At 48.5% G+C, this 16372-nt stretch carries 14 protein-coding genes; 4 read left to right on the top strand and 10 right to left on the bottom strand.

What is annotated here, in order from left to right:
• Window positions 1-43 precede the first annotated feature (43 nt).
• Window positions 44-817 (bottom strand): HNH endonuclease, encoded by a 774-nt coding sequence (locus M0220_RS14180; protein ID WP_264018025.1) that lies wholly within the window; start codon window positions 815-817, stop codon window positions 44-46.
• 930 nt (window positions 818-1747) lie between these two features.
• Between M0220_RS14180 and M0220_RS14175 the strand changes: the two genes are divergently transcribed.
• Window positions 1748-2725, top strand: a complete 978-nt coding sequence (locus tag M0220_RS14175) for a TAXI family TRAP transporter solute-binding subunit (RefSeq protein ID WP_264018024.1) — start codon at window positions 1748-1750, stop codon at window positions 2723-2725.
• A 62-nt stretch (window positions 2726-2787) separates the two neighbouring features.
• On the top strand, window positions 2788-4557 hold the full coding sequence (locus M0220_RS14170; RefSeq protein ID WP_264018023.1) for a TRAP transporter permease: 1770 nt from the start codon (window positions 2788-2790) through the stop codon (window positions 4555-4557).
• A gap of 24 nt (window positions 4558-4581) precedes the next feature.
• Here M0220_RS14170 and M0220_RS14165 read toward each other — a convergent pair whose 3' ends face one another.
• A complete protein-coding gene (locus M0220_RS14165) occupies window positions 4582-5124 on the bottom strand; it encodes a type 2 periplasmic-binding domain-containing protein (RefSeq protein WP_264018022.1) in 543 nt (180 codons plus the stop codon).
• Window positions 5125-5560: 436 nt separating this feature from the next.
• On the opposite strand from M0220_RS14165, the gene M0220_RS14160 reads away from it, so the two are divergent.
• A complete protein-coding gene (locus M0220_RS14160) occupies window positions 5561-7327 on the top strand; it encodes a sensor domain-containing protein (protein WP_264018021.1) in 1767 nt (588 codons plus the stop codon).
• A gap of 107 nt (window positions 7328-7434) precedes the next feature.
• On the opposite strand, the gene M0220_RS14155 is transcribed toward M0220_RS14160, so the two are convergent.
• The 6 genes from M0220_RS14155 to M0220_RS14130 form a co-directional block, all read right to left on the bottom strand.
• A complete protein-coding gene (locus M0220_RS14155) occupies window positions 7435-7746 on the bottom strand; it encodes a zinc ribbon domain-containing protein (RefSeq protein WP_198023717.1) in 312 nt (103 codons plus the stop codon).
• 201 nt (window positions 7747-7947) lie between these two features.
• The gene (locus M0220_RS14150; protein ID WP_030072055.1) at window positions 7948-8475 is read right to left on the bottom strand and encodes a hypothetical protein; all 528 of its coding nucleotides are present in this window, start codon (window positions 8473-8475) and stop codon (window positions 7948-7950) included.
• Window positions 8476-8499: 24 nt separating this feature from the next.
• Entirely contained in the window at window positions 8500-9339 is an 840-nt protein-coding gene (locus M0220_RS14145; protein ID WP_030072054.1) for a hypothetical protein, read from the bottom strand.
• Window positions 9340-10272, bottom strand: a complete 933-nt coding sequence (locus M0220_RS14140; protein ID WP_030072052.1) for a hypothetical protein — start codon at window positions 10270-10272, stop codon at window positions 9340-9342.
• Entirely contained in the window at window positions 10269-13127 is a 2859-nt protein-coding gene (locus M0220_RS14135) for a hypothetical protein (RefSeq protein WP_264018020.1), read from the bottom strand. The genes M0220_RS14140 and M0220_RS14135 overlap by 4 nt, the downstream gene beginning before the upstream one ends.
• On the bottom strand, window positions 13127-13546 hold the full coding sequence (locus tag M0220_RS14130; protein ID WP_264018019.1) for a hypothetical protein: 420 nt from the start codon (window positions 13544-13546) through the stop codon (window positions 13127-13129). The genes M0220_RS14135 and M0220_RS14130 overlap by 1 nt, the downstream gene beginning before the upstream one ends.
• A gap of 575 nt (window positions 13547-14121) precedes the next feature.
• Here M0220_RS14130 and M0220_RS14125 point away from each other — a divergent pair.
• Window positions 14122-14487 (top strand): GFA family protein, encoded by a 366-nt coding sequence (locus M0220_RS14125; RefSeq protein WP_198023716.1) that lies wholly within the window; start codon window positions 14122-14124, stop codon window positions 14485-14487.
• Between the two features lie 72 nt (window positions 14488-14559).
• On the opposite strand, the gene M0220_RS14120 is transcribed toward M0220_RS14125, so the two are convergent.
• Window positions 14560-15684, bottom strand: a complete 1125-nt coding sequence (locus tag M0220_RS14120; protein WP_264018018.1) for a GGDEF domain-containing protein — start codon at window positions 15682-15684, stop codon at window positions 14560-14562.
• Window positions 15681-16217, bottom strand: coding sequence for a molybdopterin-dependent oxidoreductase (locus M0220_RS14115; protein WP_030072044.1), 537 nt, complete (start codon window positions 16215-16217; stop codon window positions 15681-15683). Before M0220_RS14115 ends, M0220_RS14120 begins: the two co-directional genes overlap by 4 nt.
• Between the last annotated feature and the right edge of the window lie 155 nt (window positions 16218-16372).

Genomic DNA, 16372 nt, shown 5'->3' with positions numbered 1-16372 from the left:
CCACTTTTGCTGCTGTATGTTGGTTTTTACCAAATATCCGTTTTTATCCGAAATGTTGTTTGCGATGGCAGTTGGGACAAAGTGCTATTGCATTTTCAACCGTGTCGTCGCCATTATCCGCTAGGCGTACTATGTGATGAACTTCCAGGTAGGGTGTATTATCTTTTCGCTTTTTAAAAGGGGCATCATTGCCACAGGCTTCACATTTACCCCCTGCTCGTAGCAATACAGTTGCCACTACGTCCGGATTGCGTTTAAACGTAGTGATTGCTACAACACATTTCTCAGGCTTTTTATTAGCTTTTTTAAGCCTGAATGCTCTAGCTTTTTCAGATGAATTCAAAGATCTTTCCACTTCAAGATTAAATTTTTCTTCATTATCTTCAATAGTAGATGACCGAGGCAAAACAAGAGTATTCAGCAAATCTACTACAGCCTTATTTAGACTGCTTTGAAATGAAACGCCTTGTCTACAAAAATGTCTTTTAAAATTAGACCACCGCTTATCGCCTTTAATCTGAGGCAGCTGCCTACTTATTTTATCTTCATCAAGATCAATATACGTTGTTAGTTTTGAAACGTCTTCCAACTTCATTCTATATGGTCGAGCACTTTCTTCATCATAATAGTGACTCACTATCTTAAAAACACCACATAATTGGAAGCAATCTACGCTGGGTCTTTTTTGGATTATAAAAACAAAATCACCACGCCTTGTTTGGCTCTGCTTGCTCTCTTTTGATACACCATAACCAGTGTGGTAGCAAAATTCACTGCCATTTTTAGGACCATGGTATGCATAAAAATAGTTTGGCATTTAATTCTCTACCTATTTTATAGTGGCGTATTTTTCGAGGGTTTAACGTATGATGATCGAATGCAAATATCATAGAAACGTAGCTATTTTTTATTGGAAGTATAAATAAAAGCTGTCGAACACTACTAGTGCTAAAACTCCCCATCCAGATTAAAAAAGCAGAAATGAGGAGCTTTGATTACCTCAACTTGTTGACTGCTTTTTTGCTGACCGAAATCAATAAGGCCTACATAAAAATGTGTAAGCACCTATGGTTAATGCATTTTTAGTTACACTTTTTATTGTTCAGAAGATGCTTATAGTACCTAATTCTGTTTAAGAGTAAATGTAGAAAGACATCTTTTTTAAGAAATATCTTCACAGAAATCCGCGCAAGACGCCTGGCAATGTGCTTCCGTAAGGCTTCAACAGAGCTATTGGCAGCGCCGCTGATGCCTTCAAAGCAGCCGTGTGATGGGCATGGCGAAAATTAGGCTAACTTGCTGTCTAGCGGTTGAGTTTCAGGATCCAGCCGAAGGTTCTTAGCTCTCAACCACTAAAATAGAGCTGATTGTGGCGCACTCTTTAGCAGCGCCTTGCAGGCTGCTACTTCACTGCCCGGCGACTCAATACCTGGGCATTGTCAGCCTTATACAAACTAAACATGCGTATGTTTCGAGCACGCTTTAGTAGTGCCCCAACTCTTGGCACTGCTAATAGCGCATTACCTGCTTGCGAGATAATGCAGCAGCATTAAGGTCTCAATAATCATCTATGTAATACACGCATGAGACGTTCCTTAGCACTGGCACCACCCGTCAAAACTTGCACTGGCTTTTCAGATGTCAGATATTGAGATTGGGCTTAGCCAAAAACACCATTGTTCGAAATTTTTTCCTCACTTGAATTCCTATAATAAACGCAACACTGGATACACTCTAAGGAGAGACCATGCTCCCTCGCCAGTCTGGACTGACTCGTCGCCTACTTTTTTCTGCCGTTGCTACCTTCATGGGAGCGGCGTCACTTTCGGCCCACGCGGAGACGCGTGTGACCTATAAATCCGCTTCGGCGGGAACCGCTTATCATCAGATGGGTGTTGAGCTTTCTGAGGCCATTAAAGCGGGCACCGATGGCAATATCGTTATCACTCTGGAAGAGAGCCAAGGCTCAGTGCAGAACGTGATGGAGGTGATGGCACGCCATGGTAACTATGTGTTTACCACGCCGCCGGCACTAGTGACCCAGGCGGCCGCTAGCGAAGGCCCCTTTGCTGAACGGCCTAACCCTCGTTTTGAGGAGATTCGTGGTCTATTCCCAATCCCTGCCATTACCATGCATTTTGTGGTGAATAGCGATGAGGGCGTGGTGGGACTAGACGCATTAGAAGATAAGCATGTGTTAATTGGCCGTGGCACCTTTGGCGCTCGTGAGGCGGAACGCTATCTGGAGCTGTTTGGTTTAATGGATAGCTTGCGCATTGCCAATGCTGAGATTGGTAGCGGCCCCGATGCGCTGAAAAACGGCCAAATTGATGCGTTTGTCACGGCAAGCTCTTTCCCAACACCTAACGTTATCGAAACGGCCGCAAGCATGCCCATTAGCTTGGTGAGTTTGACTGACGAGCAGATTGAGCAGACAGGCTCCGCTCGCCAGACTATTCCTGCAGGAAGCTACCCGAGTATTGATGAGGATGTGCAAACGACGTCTTTACCCGTTATTGCTTACACCACCACCGATATGGATGAAGAAACCGCCTATACGCTAACGCGTACGTTTTGGGAGCGCCGTGAGACGATGGCCGAAGAAACAGCGTGGTGGGGAGGGATTTCTCACGAGATGATCGCGAATATGGCGGGTTCCCTACACCCTGGCGCCATTCGTTACTACGATGAGGCTGGCATCGAGTTTCCTGACCGCCTCCGCTGAAGGTTTTCCTTCCTTACTTCTGGCCGGCCTTAAGGGCCGGCCGTGTCATTAAGGCACTGGTTATGCTGACGACTAACTCTCCGCTTCATCCTGCGTGGGTGGCGCTGGGTGCTATGACGGTTATTTTTCATATCGGTTTGATTTTTTATGGCCTCACACCGGCATTGGTGAGCCGCCCTATTCATATGGCGCTCATTCTGCCGTGGATCCTTATCTTCGCAGCAAGTACGCCTCTGCAGCGCATTAGCGGCTGGGTACTGACTCTCCTAGGCGTGGCTGCGTGTGGGTATATCGCGTTCAATAGCACATCGCTAGCGAACCAGTATGGCTTCATCTATGGCGACACCCAGATGATCATTGGCGTTTTCTTGATCTTTCTGGCGCTGGAAATGGCGCGTCGGGCGATTGGCTGGCCGCTTCCCTGCGTGGCGCTGCTCGCCTTGGCTTATGCAGTGTTTGGTGACCATATGCCTGGGCAGTTCGGCCACCCTGGCCTTCCAATGCAGAGCTTTGTGGGGACGCTTACCATCGCCGAAGGCGGATTGTGGGGCAAGCTGACCGGGGTTAGCGTTGGCGTGGTGGCGGTCTTTGTTATTTTCGGCGCGGTACTTAATGCGGGTGAGGCTGGGCGCGGCTTTATGAATATGGCCAGCGCATTTGCGGGCAGGCTTACCGGGGGTGCCGCGAAGGTGTCGGTGATCTCTTCGGCACTGATGGGGTCTATTTCTGGGTCTGCATCGGCGAATGTGGCCTCTACAGGGGCGATTACCATTCCTACTATGCGTCGACTGGGGTATCCCAAATCGTTGGCTGGGGCAGTAGAAGCAGTGGCTTCGTCGGGCGGGCAAATTATGCCGCCGCTGATGGGGGCGGGTGCTTTTGTAATGGTGGAGCTGACGGGCACACCTTATACGCAGATTATGGCGGCGGCGACACTACCTGCCTTGCTGTACTTTTTTACCGTATGGATGGGCATTAACGCCTATGCCACACGTCACGATCTTCGCCCTATCGCGGCAAGTGAACAGCCCACTAGAAAAGAAGTGGTCGTCACTTCGCTTTTCTTTGCGGTGCCTTTCGCTATTTTGCTTGAGCGCATTTTCGTGGGCGGATATACCCCGCAATATGCAGCAAGCATTGCGGTACTGGCAGGCGTGTTACTGCTGTTATTTGATGTGACTCTAACGTTCTCATTTCGCCAGTTTTGGGGTCGTTTAGGCGAGGCCGTGGTTACCGCTGGCAAGCAAATAGCCATGATTGGGGCCATTATTATTTGTGCTTCATTGGTGATTGGCGTGCTTTCGCTCACAGGGCTTGGCGTTAAAATCACATCGGGGATTCTTTCATTATCAGGCGAGATGTTATGGCCAGCTTTGCTCTTAACAGCACTGGCTTGCCTTGTGTTGGGTATGGAAGTACCTACTACCGCTGCTTACGTGATTTGTGTTTCTGTGGCGGGGCCTGCGCTAATCGCCTTGGGTCTGGAGCCTTTGCTGGCACATCTGTTTGTTTTTTGGTTTGCGCTGCTTTCCACCATCACACCACCGGTATGTGGCGGTGTATTTATTGCCGCAGGCATGGTGGAAGAAAATTGGCTAAAAGTCGCACTGAAGGCTATGGCGCTGGGTATTGGGCTTTATGTCATACCGCTGGCTATGGTGGCTAACCCTGACATTATTGGGCTAGCTACCGCGCCGCTCAGTGCTGGTCTTTATACGTTGAAAGTAGCGGTTGGGCTGTCGGCCATATCGTATGGCGTGATTGCCCGGCGAGCCTTTTGGCTGCGTACTTTGCTGGTGATAGCGGGTTTACTGGTCATCTTTTGGGTGTAGCACTAGTTGCCCATTGCGCCTAACTTAATAGACCCTGCTATTGGTGTTCGACAGCGGAGTTCGACCAAACATCACCCAGGTATCCAATGCAGATCCTAGCTCTTTAACGGTACGCAACTGTTGGGGGTGTTGGGCCTGCACCTCTTGGGCGCATATCCCCGCGTCATACTCACCGTTCAATAGCCCCTCCGACACGTTTACAATCGACGGCTCTTCGATAATTTCTGAATAACCCGAAAGATCTGTGTAAAAGCGCGTAGCAGGCTGTAGCGCTAACGTTTTGGGAGTTTTCACATCGACCCGTGCAAGGATAGCCAATGGCTTGCTGCCTGCAATGAACGCATCCACAGGAAATACACGATGCATATAGCGACCCACATAGTGTCCGTGCTCAGGGTGAGCAGTACACTGTAAAACGCGATCTACTTTGTGTTCGAGCAGTGCCTTAAAGGCGTCTTCAAACGCGGTATAAAGCAATATGTTGCCTTGCGGTGCATGCCTGTTGAGATAGCGATTTGCGACCAGCTCATGATTGCTGCCTGCAGGGCCTAGCGTTGCTATAAGCACATTATCTTCCTTATTGGTTAACGCTTAATCACACGGGTGACTCGCTTTCCTGCTCCGCCCTCCCCTCCGTCCGTCGCCTCACCTATGGCGACGGTACCAACCACCGAGGGCGCGCCTGTCATAATAAGATTACCTAGTTTCTGACACCCGTCACTAGAAGTGACTCCTGCCGTTCATTGAGGAGCAGCCACACAATGTTCGCCACCGCACAGACGATAAGGAATTAGGCGTCTAGCCTGGATTTTGTGGCTTTTCACCCGCAGGCAAGCTGCCATCGGTTTTATTTAAAGTAACCCAAAGTGTCCGCAGCAACCTAAAGCCTAAACACTATTACACCTTGCGAAATCATCAACGGAAGGGCTTAGGTAGCGAACTAGGTATTTCCAGGCTCGATAGTATGGCTTATCGAATACTGATTGTTTACAGGGAGTATGACATGACGTTAAAAAAGCCACAGGATAACTCAATGGTCGTTGAACGACTCAACTGGCAGGTAAAAAATAACTTATTAAAAAGCAGCGTTTCACGGGCCGAGTTAACACTCAACTCAATCAGTGATGCGATCATCTGCTCAGACCTGCAGGGTAATGTCGACTACATGAACCTCGCTGCAGAACAAATGACAGGGTGGAAACTGGAGCAGGCCCAGGGAAGGTCTATAGATCAGATCATGCCGTTGATACATGACAACAGCTCTGCTGCTTGTCAGAATCCGGTCAGTCTAGTTCTGAAACACAGCGTACCGGTCAGCATGGTACCTGGCACTATGCTAGTACGTCGTAACGGTAGTACGGTAGCAATTGAAGATTCCGCTGCACCTATTAGAGAACCCAACGGCAAGATCAGCGGCGCGGTCATCGTTTTTCATGATGTCACTGCAGCCCTTTCCCTAGCCATTAATATGTCCTATCTCGCTCATCATGACGCGCTTACCCAACTTCCTAACCGTGTACTGCTAAATGATCGTATAGAACATGCTATTAGCCTGGCTGAGCGGCGAGGTAGTTCACTAGCAGTACTGTTCCTTGATTTGGACAAATTCAAAAATATCAACGACTCGCTTGGGCATACTGTTGGCGACAGCCTTCTGCAATCAGTGGCGCAACGGCTATCTGCATGTGTCAGGCACTCAGACACCGTCAGTCGTAGTGGTGGAGATGAATTTGTCCTGCTATTGACTGAATGCCGCAGTACGCAAGATGCCGCCTTAACGGCACATAAACTGCTCGTATCAGTGGCTGACTCATACCAAATTGGCCAACACAATCTGCAGATAACGAGCAGTATTGGCATTAGCGTTTATCCCGACGACGCCCTCACTGCACAAGCGCTGATTAAGAACGCGGACACCGCGATGTACCGTGCCAAACACGCCGGACGGAATAACTTCCAGTTTTTTAGGCAAGATATGAACATCTGGGCACTTGAACGGGAATCCATAGAAAACAGCCTGAAACAGGCATTGGAACGACAAGAGTTTGAAGTATATTACCAGCCCCTCATCAACCTTCAGACCGGAACAATCACTGGGGCTGAGGCCTTACTACGTTGGCAGCACCCAGAATGGGGGTTAACACTACCTGAGCGTTTCATCACGGTCGCTGAAGAGAGCAACCTGATACTGCCCATTGGTCGCTGGATATTACGGGAAGCTTGCTTGCAAGCACGCAACTGGCAGGATGAAGGGCTAGCCATGAGTTCGATGGCAGTCAATATCTCAGCTCGCGAGTTTTACCATGCTGACTTCGTAAGCGGAGTTCGCACCATTCTCTATGAAACTAATCTCGCACCTGGCTGGCTGCAGCTAGATATCACCGAGCGAGTATTGATTCAAGATACCACTACCAGCACTGACATTCTAAACCAACTCAAAGTACTGGGAGTACAACTGGCCGTAGATAACTTTGGCACGGGCTCATCCAGCCTAAGTGAGCTTTTGATGTACCCTATTGACGTGCTCAAAATTGATGGCTCCTTCGTCCACACCATTAGGGAGCGTAATGGCAACAGCAAGGTTGCCAGCGCCGTCATCGCTATGGCTGAAAGCTTCGGCTATAAAGTGATTGCAGAAGGCGTAGAAACACCCGCTCAGCTTGAGTTTCTACGCCATCAACATTGTAATGAAGGGCAAGGGTATTTGTTCAGTGGCAGTGTAGCGGGTGCAGAATTTACGAAGTTAATGCGCACGGGGCTAGCCACTTAAATGGCCTGGCAGGAGTTCTGCTCAAGATCATCCTTCAGATTCCACTTGCGGTGGACACCCTTGCCGTGTTGGCTAACAGCTACTCCCAACATCACTGCTCGGGACTTTCACCCTATAGATGTGCGCCATGCCCTTAACAAATTGATGGCCGCGACCTGATCGGCATTAGCTTCGAAGCCGCACTCGGGGCAAGTGCGGCTGGTGTTGAGCGGTGGAACAACGACCAGATGCGTCCCGCGCCAAGCCAGCTTGTAGTCGAGCTGGCGACGGAACTCGTGCCAGCCTTGGTCGAGGATGGCTCGGTAGAGGCCGGATTTGGCGCGGACGTTGCGTCGGACGTTGGCGATGCGTGCCTGAACCTTCTGAACGCGAGCCTTGGCCTTCTTCCAATTGTTGCTGAACGTGGTCTTGCGGCTCATGGCCTGCTGCGCCTTACGCACCTGCTCCCCGTTGGGCATCAGTTCTTATTTGAAGGCTTGAAGGCGTTTCACAAAGCACCTCTGGCTGTCTATATATCCAGGATTATAGGGCGTCTGCGCTATCCTACCCCCGCACTAAAAGTACGGGGCATGTCTCGCTTTTGGTCAGTTCAGTGTCGTTGTAACTGCCCCTTCGCGAGTTCAAACGCTTAAATCGCACATCAGCATGGCTTTATCCGCTTCTTCGTCAGTCATCAACTGCGCCTGATAGGAACCACTGTCATGACTCACCAAGGTATACTCAATGTTTGAAAGCCTTTCCTGAACGTCAGCAATGGGCGCTGAAAACTCAATCAAAAGCACACTAATGCCATTTGAGTTACCAAGATAAAAAACAAAGCTTTCAACTGGCAGACCGTAGTACTCACCGTTTTTGGCTGCTAAACGGTAGCCGCTATAATCTGAATTTCGCTCGAAGAGCTCTATTTCCCCAAGACTCTCTTTATAAGCATCCGGCAAGACGATTTCGTTAACCTCCGGGTAGAGCGAACCCTCTGGGTAAGTCACCAAATTTCGGCGTAGTTGGCCCCACTCTTCAGACTGTGCGCAGCCGTCTTCCCACGACTCAAGCAGAGGTGTCCAATCAACTGTTGAGCCTGCCGCAGTGCCGCCGTAAAAAAGCGCGCACCCTAGGACTGTTACAAGCAGTGGCTTATAGGTACGTTTCATTCGGTTCCCTTTTTTAAGTTATAGTTAATCAAATAGGCTGGCAGGCACTGCGTCGGGTGCGCCTTGCTCAAGCCACTTTTGATAAGGCTCTGTATAAGCACTACTTTTATACTGCCAGTGATCCGTAATACTATTGCCTATATTAAATGTAATAGCTCCTGCTGCCTCTGCAGTGGATAGCACGGTGTTTTTTGATACACGACAGTTGCGTCCCGTTAGGCTAGAAAAGCGTTGTGTAAAGTTATCGCCAACAGATGTAACTTCAGGCTGCTTTCCTGAAACAAACCAGGCTTTGCCATGCTCGCCGTAAACGTTTCCACCAAAGCGCACATACAGATCGGCAAAGTGCAGGTATTTAGTTTCATCGTTACAAGAAGCCGTATGTATATTAATGCCTGCGCTTCTTGCTAAGCGCTCCATTAGCTCTTCGTTGCCGCTATCAATCACCGTAAAGTAGCTAATGAACTCCATAGGATCGACAGGCTCAGCACGAAAGCTATTGAGCAGGATTTGCTGTGTTCTTTCATCCCCTCTTAACACAGCATCGTAAAAGCCCATATACAGCGTCGAGAAAGGCATTTCGATGCGAAATGGCGGCTCACCTTGGCTGACTTGCATGGGGCGACACTCACTATCGAGTAAGCGTAGATTGTCACCAATGACTTCCCTCGCCCTGGGCGTCAGGTTTAAAAACGTTGCTACTGTTAACTGCAAAGGCTCAGACGTGCCTGCCTGCCGCTCTTCGATATAGTCAGCAAACGAATAGAGCCGCTCATCGTCTTGGCAGGCAGCCTGGGCGAATGCACTGGTAGGCAGTGAAAACAGCGATATTGCCCCGGCGGCAAATAGGGTCTTAAGATACATTTACTGGCACTCCTGTGGCCGGATAGTGACGCGGCGCGTTACATTAAAGTAGGGATTAATGGGATCTTCGATGGCGGTTGATTCAGCCAATTGGTAGCCATCGCCCTCTTGCTGAACGACTGGCTGCCAACTGCCCCGGCTTGAAATACCTTCTTCTCTGTAAAAGGCTTCCACCATTTCCCAAGCAATGTTTTTATCAACCACAACGCTGGCATTAGGCTCAGCCTGTTCGCCTTGGCAGGCGTTGGTATTTTCAACGTAGATACCTTGGCTAAACACGTTGTCGTATATCTGCCAAAACGCGTTTTCATCCATCACGTTGCCTAAACTGCCGACAAACAGGCGTGCAACTTGTCGAATAGTGTCAACGTTCTGGCCTAATAACCGATAGTGGTCGCCATCCAATAGATAAAATGCCCAGAACCAACGCGCATCAATCGCTGCCGCTTTGGTACCCCGCAAAAATTCCATATGCGCGCCTAGCTCGGGTGTTTGCCTTAACTTAGAAAGCAAAATATCGAGATACTCTTCAAACGGCAGTACCGGATGGCCAATTAGCTCCCCATCAAAGTAATAGACAGGGTTACACTCCATGCTCGCAATCACCATATTGCGTGCTAACAGCGTTTGAACGTTCTCCCCAGCAGACAAGAATGTGCGTAAGGTCACCTGGAGCGGAGCCATATCATCGCCATTGGCTAATGCCTGTAAAGTTCCCCGAGGATCTTCCTGTAAGCGGCTATCATCGCCATATTGGCAGCCATACTGAGCACTTTCCTGGGCAATGTAATAGTGCCAGGCTTGCTTTTGCTCTTCTGTTAATGCTGATTGTGCGAAGGGCTCGACCACCAAGTCGTTAGCCTGCGCAGCAGAAAGTGTTGTTACCCCTACTGCGACGACTCCCGCCCATGTCAGCGCTTTTTTTATGCTCATTCGTGGTTCCTTGTCACTATCACATCTAGCGTTTGGCCTGCCGAGTTGGCTGGCAGTTGCCTCGCCCCAAAAACGCCATAGCGTAAATCGTGCGTTTGTGAAAAGGTGGATACGTCGGTATTGGTGTGGCTGTGATGAACCACAAGCCAGTCACCGTTCGCAAGCACCCCTTGAATGCCTTCCAACGCTGCACCCGAAAGGCTTAATGCTTGAGGACGATAGCCGACTCCCCTGGCCCGCTCACGCAGGCGCTGAACCTCTGCCAGGTTCATACGACGAAGCTGGCTATCCCCTTCTGCTTGAGGTTCACCGTGCTCAGGCCCGAAATAAGCAAGGCCGTACTGACGCTCATGCCGCGCAAAACAGCTAAGCACCTGTGGTGTACTGGCAGCCGCGGTAAAACGGCTAGCCCCTAACACATCGGCAATGTGGTCGGCTTCACGACGCACGGCATGACAATTAACTTCACCCAACAGTGTGGGTTGAAAATGTACCCATAATGCGAGGCCATCTTCATTTCGCTGGATAACACGAGCGAAGTCGGCCGCAAGAGGAATACTAACGGGGCGTTTGGCAATCGCATCGCTACCACAGTCGCCATGACGGGCTGCGCGCCACTGCAGGCTATTTACTCGGCTAATATCCATTGCTCTTGAGAAGTTAGTGAGGCAAGTACCTTCGCCAGTGATCACCGGAGAGCGATGGATCGCCCAGTTACCGTCACTCAACTGCTGTACATCAATCAGTACCGCGTGGTGGGGCGTGTTGTTGAGTAACGTAGTCAGCTGGTTTTCTAGCGGCGTAGAAACATCTAAATGCACCACGCTTAACGGCCTATCCTCATCTGGCAAAGCCCCTTGATTGACGTTTTCTTGAATCTCTAGAGGAGAAGGAGGTGAATCGGCTGGCTCAGCCAGTGTTTCTCCCGAGGCTTGCTCAGCAACACCAAGCGTCTCCTGGTCAACACCCCTAGGACGCTCTATGGCATTAGAATCTCCACTGACCAGCGGGGGGGCAATGTAGGTAGCGAAGCGCCCTATTGAATAGATCACCGGCTGAGTGTGAATCACCCACGTGGCAAATAGCGCGCCCCCTGTGGTCATTGAGCGCTGAAATTCTTCATTAAAGTAACGATACGTGGGGGTTTGCGTCACCGCCGCACTACTCAGCATGGGCACAGTGATCACCACCGCCAGCCCACCAACTTTAATAGCATGAGGTAACCAGCGACGCTTGGAACCCATCAGCACAGGAACGCTTGCAGCTAAGCCAATCGCATTCACCAACGCAAAAAACAGTGAAAAACCCATGGCAATGGGGGGCACAATAAGCGCACGAACGTATTGCTTACCCTCTTCCTCGCGAGGCTGGCCATTGGCGAGCAGTTGGGCGTCATCATATAACCGCTGACGCTCCGCTTCGGCATACGCTAAATAATGCGGTAATAGCAGTTGGTCTCTGAACTGCTCTGGCGTCAGGTCTAATGTGATGATCATCTGCTCATCGCGCGGCTGTAACGCCTCGTGCAGTTGATCCTGAATTGGCTGAGAGGCAATAAAGGCATCGGCAGTCAGATCAAGCGGCAACGATGCACCTAAATGTTTCTGCATCGCCTGAGCTGCCTGCTCTCCTGCCTCGTGAGACTGCTTTGCAATGACCGCCTCAAAAAATCCCTCACGGTCATTGGCACGCCACGCACTAGGTAGCTCAACATTCTGCGCTAGCATTGCCTGCCTTACCTGGGCAGCAGCGGTGTCACTCGCCACAAAATGTTCATAAGAAGCAGGCACGCCTAACACGGTGGCTAGTTTTTCATTCAAATGGTCGTAAGCAAGGTTTTCACAGCGCTGAACGGTTCGCTGCTCAGTAACAAAGCGATTGCCACGACGTACATTCTGGGTCACGACTTCCGGCGCATAACACCAGTCGGTGGGAGCAACATAGTGCCCTAAGTTATCGACCACTTCTTCACGGTAGATCTCTTCAACTCGGACAATACACTCATTTCTAAAACGGCCATCTTCACAGCGTTGCCGAGCGTTAAAGTAAGTTGTCAAACTGCGCTGCAAGGTCAGCACCTGCCGCGTAAAGGCCTCTTCACTCCCTTCTACTTGATTATCTTGCCATTGGCTTAACAGGTCTTCTTGCATGTCTAGCCAAGCTTGCTCTGCATAAGTAGAGATCTCTTGCTGAGCTAACCAATAATTATCTGAAATCGTTTTATACCCGTCCCAGGCATTACCAATAGACGCCTGTAACGTTTCATAGGCTTGGTAGCTTTCTGGTAGCTCTTTACTCGCTTCATTCGTCGCGACTTGATGAATAATGCGCTCTGCCTCCGCCTTGAGATCATCAACAAAGGCGGGCGAGACAAACGTCATAAGTCCTAATACAGAAAGAAAACTGCGCGTATGCGGTGAATCAAGGTCTTCTTCATCGAACGCAATGCCTTCCAACTGCAGCGAGTTAGTAGCAAGCCCCCGTTTCATCAGAAGAAGATGCTGAGCATCCATGCGTTGCTCGGCAGAAGTGCGATCAATTAATACATCTACTAAGATGCGCTGACCAAAAAACATGACAGGGAAGCCAATAGCAATCGCCAACGCTACCTGTTTGATAAATACACTGGTTTGCTTATTTTTTAAAGTAATCAGACGTAGTAGTAACAAACTAAGCCCGATACCCGACAGTATCCGCCCTTCTAGCTCTAGCGCACGAACATCACCGCTCGTTAAGCGAGCCACCGATGCATCTACCAAACGGCTGTTAAACGCTAATTCATAAATTAAATAGGCAATATTGAGCGCGAAGAGCAGCCAAAGCCAAGCCCTCCCGTTTTTTAAGTAATGACGCATTATTCTCTTTTTTCGCTTGGGACAGTGATAATAACGGGGGCCGTTCGAGGTGCGGTCAGTACCGCCGTACCGCTTGCCGTTTTTAATTGGCCGCGTTCTGGCAAAGTCACAACCACGGCGCTGTCTTCAAGCGATATCAGCGTACCCGCTTGATTCAAATAAGCGCCTTGTTGAATAAAAAAGGCCTGCTCTTCATCAACACCGCGAGCAGCATCGTCAGGCAGAACGGTGCCTTCAATAATGAGAGGATTGCTAGAGGCTATGTTTTGCGAGGAGGAGCAGTTTTCTCCATCACCGCATAACAGCTGTGCAGCGAAATCATCCCAGCTATCAGCATAAACAGGTTGGTTATAGCTCTGAAAGCAGGAAAAGCTGGCTAGTAGGCCGAAAATGACGGCTGTATTTCGGCATGCAGACACACCTACTCCCATAATCGAATTTTTATTGGAATATTAATTATTTTTTATAATTACAGACCCAGCCTGCATAAGTCAACGCTAATCCTCAAGTAAATTAGCCTTATAGGCCGCTATTTTAAGAGCTGAGTGAAAGCCGACGTACTGGCAAAAGCTTATGCAAGCCATCAACCTAAAGCTGCTTGTGGCGTCAACGCCACTCACTTTCAACTTTCAGCATTACGCCAGGATGGCAAGCAGTAGATGGCACGCGCACCGATAATGCAGGCAAAGCAACTACCGCTGTGCTGAGTCTCCCGGCAGCCAATGCGCTAAAGCTATTGACTCTGTCTGGCTGCCGTCGCAGTGAAGTGGCGTTTATTTCATGATGTGAATTTCAGTAAGAAGATAAAAAAGCAGGGAATAAGGCAGGGTGATGGCTCTTGGCTTATTACTGTTGATAATCTACTTGAAAATGCTATTTTGTAAGAGGAATAATTTTTTAAGTGTATAGTATCGATCTATACCTGATCCATACCTATAGGCCGATACTTAAGGCTAATAATGTATGTTAATACTATTTATTTTTAGGGGGCATTTTGGATAAAGTAACTGGGTCTTGCCTATGTGGACGCGTTGTTTATGAAGTTGAAGGGGAATACGATTCGTTTGTTCTCTGTAACTGCAAGCGTTGCCAGAAAGGTACAGGATCATCACGTGCAGCAAATATTTTCTTTAAAGAAGAGAAGATAAAATGGGTCAGCGGATTTGATAAAATAAATACTTATCATCATCCCAATAGTTTGCATAGAAAAACTTTCTGTAGTGTTTGTGGATCTGGCTTGCCGACTAGTTTAGAAGATTTTGGATTAGTGTTTATACCTGCTGGAAGCATAGATAGCCCAATAAATCATTCTCCCTCTAAAGAGCTGTTTGCCGATCAACGGCCCGAGTGGGTGAGCTAAATTTTGAGGCCCTGGACGAAAAATCTGAGTGCAACTCCTTTGACGCCCTCCCCTCCATCTCTACACATTTCCCTAACCGAATTCTATCCGGTTGCGACCATGCATTTTCGCTTGATATAAGGCTTTGTCTGCACGTGCATAAAGATACTTAAAAGTAGCTTCGTTTTTGCATGCTATCGCTACTCCTAGACTTATTGTAACTGAGGTGTCAACGCCCAATTGTTTTTGTGTTAGATTGCTCGTCTTTTTGCGCAGTCGTTCTGCTAGCTGCATGGCGCCATCAATATCTGTATCTGGTATTAATATACAGAACTCTTCACCTCCAATTCGAGCTAACACATCTATTTTGCGAGCTTCATCTTTTAGCACTCCCGCAAGAACCTGAAGTATTTGATCACCGGCAGGATGGCCAAATGTATCATTGACATATTTGAAATGGTCAATATCTATAAGAATTAAACCCAGAGGACTACCAGAGCGCTGGCTATGTTTACAAAAACGTTCTGCAAAGCTCAGCAAGTAGCGACGATTGCCTAATTTTGTGAGTTCATCAAACTGACTGAGACGCTTAACTTTTTGGTGTTCGCGTTTAAGTCTAATTAATGAAATTAGAAGTCCTACTATCAGTATCAAGGTCATGAAAGCCAGCACCGATATGGTGCGCCCCAGTCGTTTCATGACAATGCGCTGCTTAGCTGCTTCTGAATGCACCATTCCTTCAAAGGCGCTGTAAATCTGAGCCAAGTCGTTTTCGATCACTTGGCCATCACGGAGAAACTTTTCGGTTGAATCGCCTAAGATAATTCCATCGAGCTGCTGGCGCATCTCATACAGACGCTCCCTAATATCCTGTAACCTAGCCAAAGAGGCATGATAATCTGATTCTGAAAGCTGATTTGTCTGTAGGCTAAAACTGATTCCATCAATATGTTGTGGTATTCGCCATAAAAGATTCTCCAGTCGACTAAATACGTCAGGATTTCTAGGACTATCGCGTAAATCCTCCAAAGCGTTTCGAAACATAACGGCATGCGTCTGCGAGCGTACAATTACTGCTACCAGCGAGGTATAATTAGAACCCATTTGCTGACGAACATGTAAACCATATAACGACATTGCAATAGCAAAAGTACCCGTTACCAGAATGAAAGCTAATCCCACCTTCCAGCCTATTGACTTGACAATCCCCAAGTTCATTGGACGATGATATCTCGAATTGACCAGATCCAATGGGTCATGTCGGCTGTTCCAGCTTGAACAGATTCTGCCTCAGCCGGGACAATTAGCAACATGGGACCAAAGTCAGTCAGCGTTAGAGGCGCTCCGTCGAGGCGGGTAACGAGAAGATAATCTCGCTTGAGACGATCTTCTAAATTTATAAAAACGCTGTAATCGTCATGAGCGATGAAACGAAGCGTTGCCGTTTCATCAATATTTTGAGCAGAGAGCAAATCATTCAGCCATACGCCTGCAAAATTCCCATGCAACCCTTTGAAATGCTGAAAACTTGTAGCATAAAGGGGCAAGGATTCGATGTCGTCACGGCTAATAAAACGGCGTCCTTCCTGAGTATCCATCATCAATATGGGAGCCTCATCTTGTGAAGGAGCAAAAGTGCCAGGAACGGGCTTCACTTCAGCTGCCAGTAAAATTGTAGCAAAGAACACCAGTGAAGCTGAGGGTAACCACCATATGTATTTTTGTAAGCCAAACAACGGAATATTATTCATTATTTTTATAACTCATTGAAAAATTTTTCTATAAAAGTCACTTACTGATCAAAACACCTCCAGCGTATCTTGTATCAAATGATAATGCACAGTCTCTCATGGTAGCTCAAAGTTTGTAACAGATGCTTATGTGCCCTTTAGAGATGGTGCTGAGC

The sequence above is a fragment of the Halomonas qinghailakensis genome (assembly GCF_025820815.1).
GTDB lineage: Bacteria > Pseudomonadota > Gammaproteobacteria > Pseudomonadales > Halomonadaceae > Vreelandella > Vreelandella qaidamensis.
Note: the sequence above shows the minus strand (reverse complement) of the source record. Positions and strands in the feature narration are given on the sequence as shown.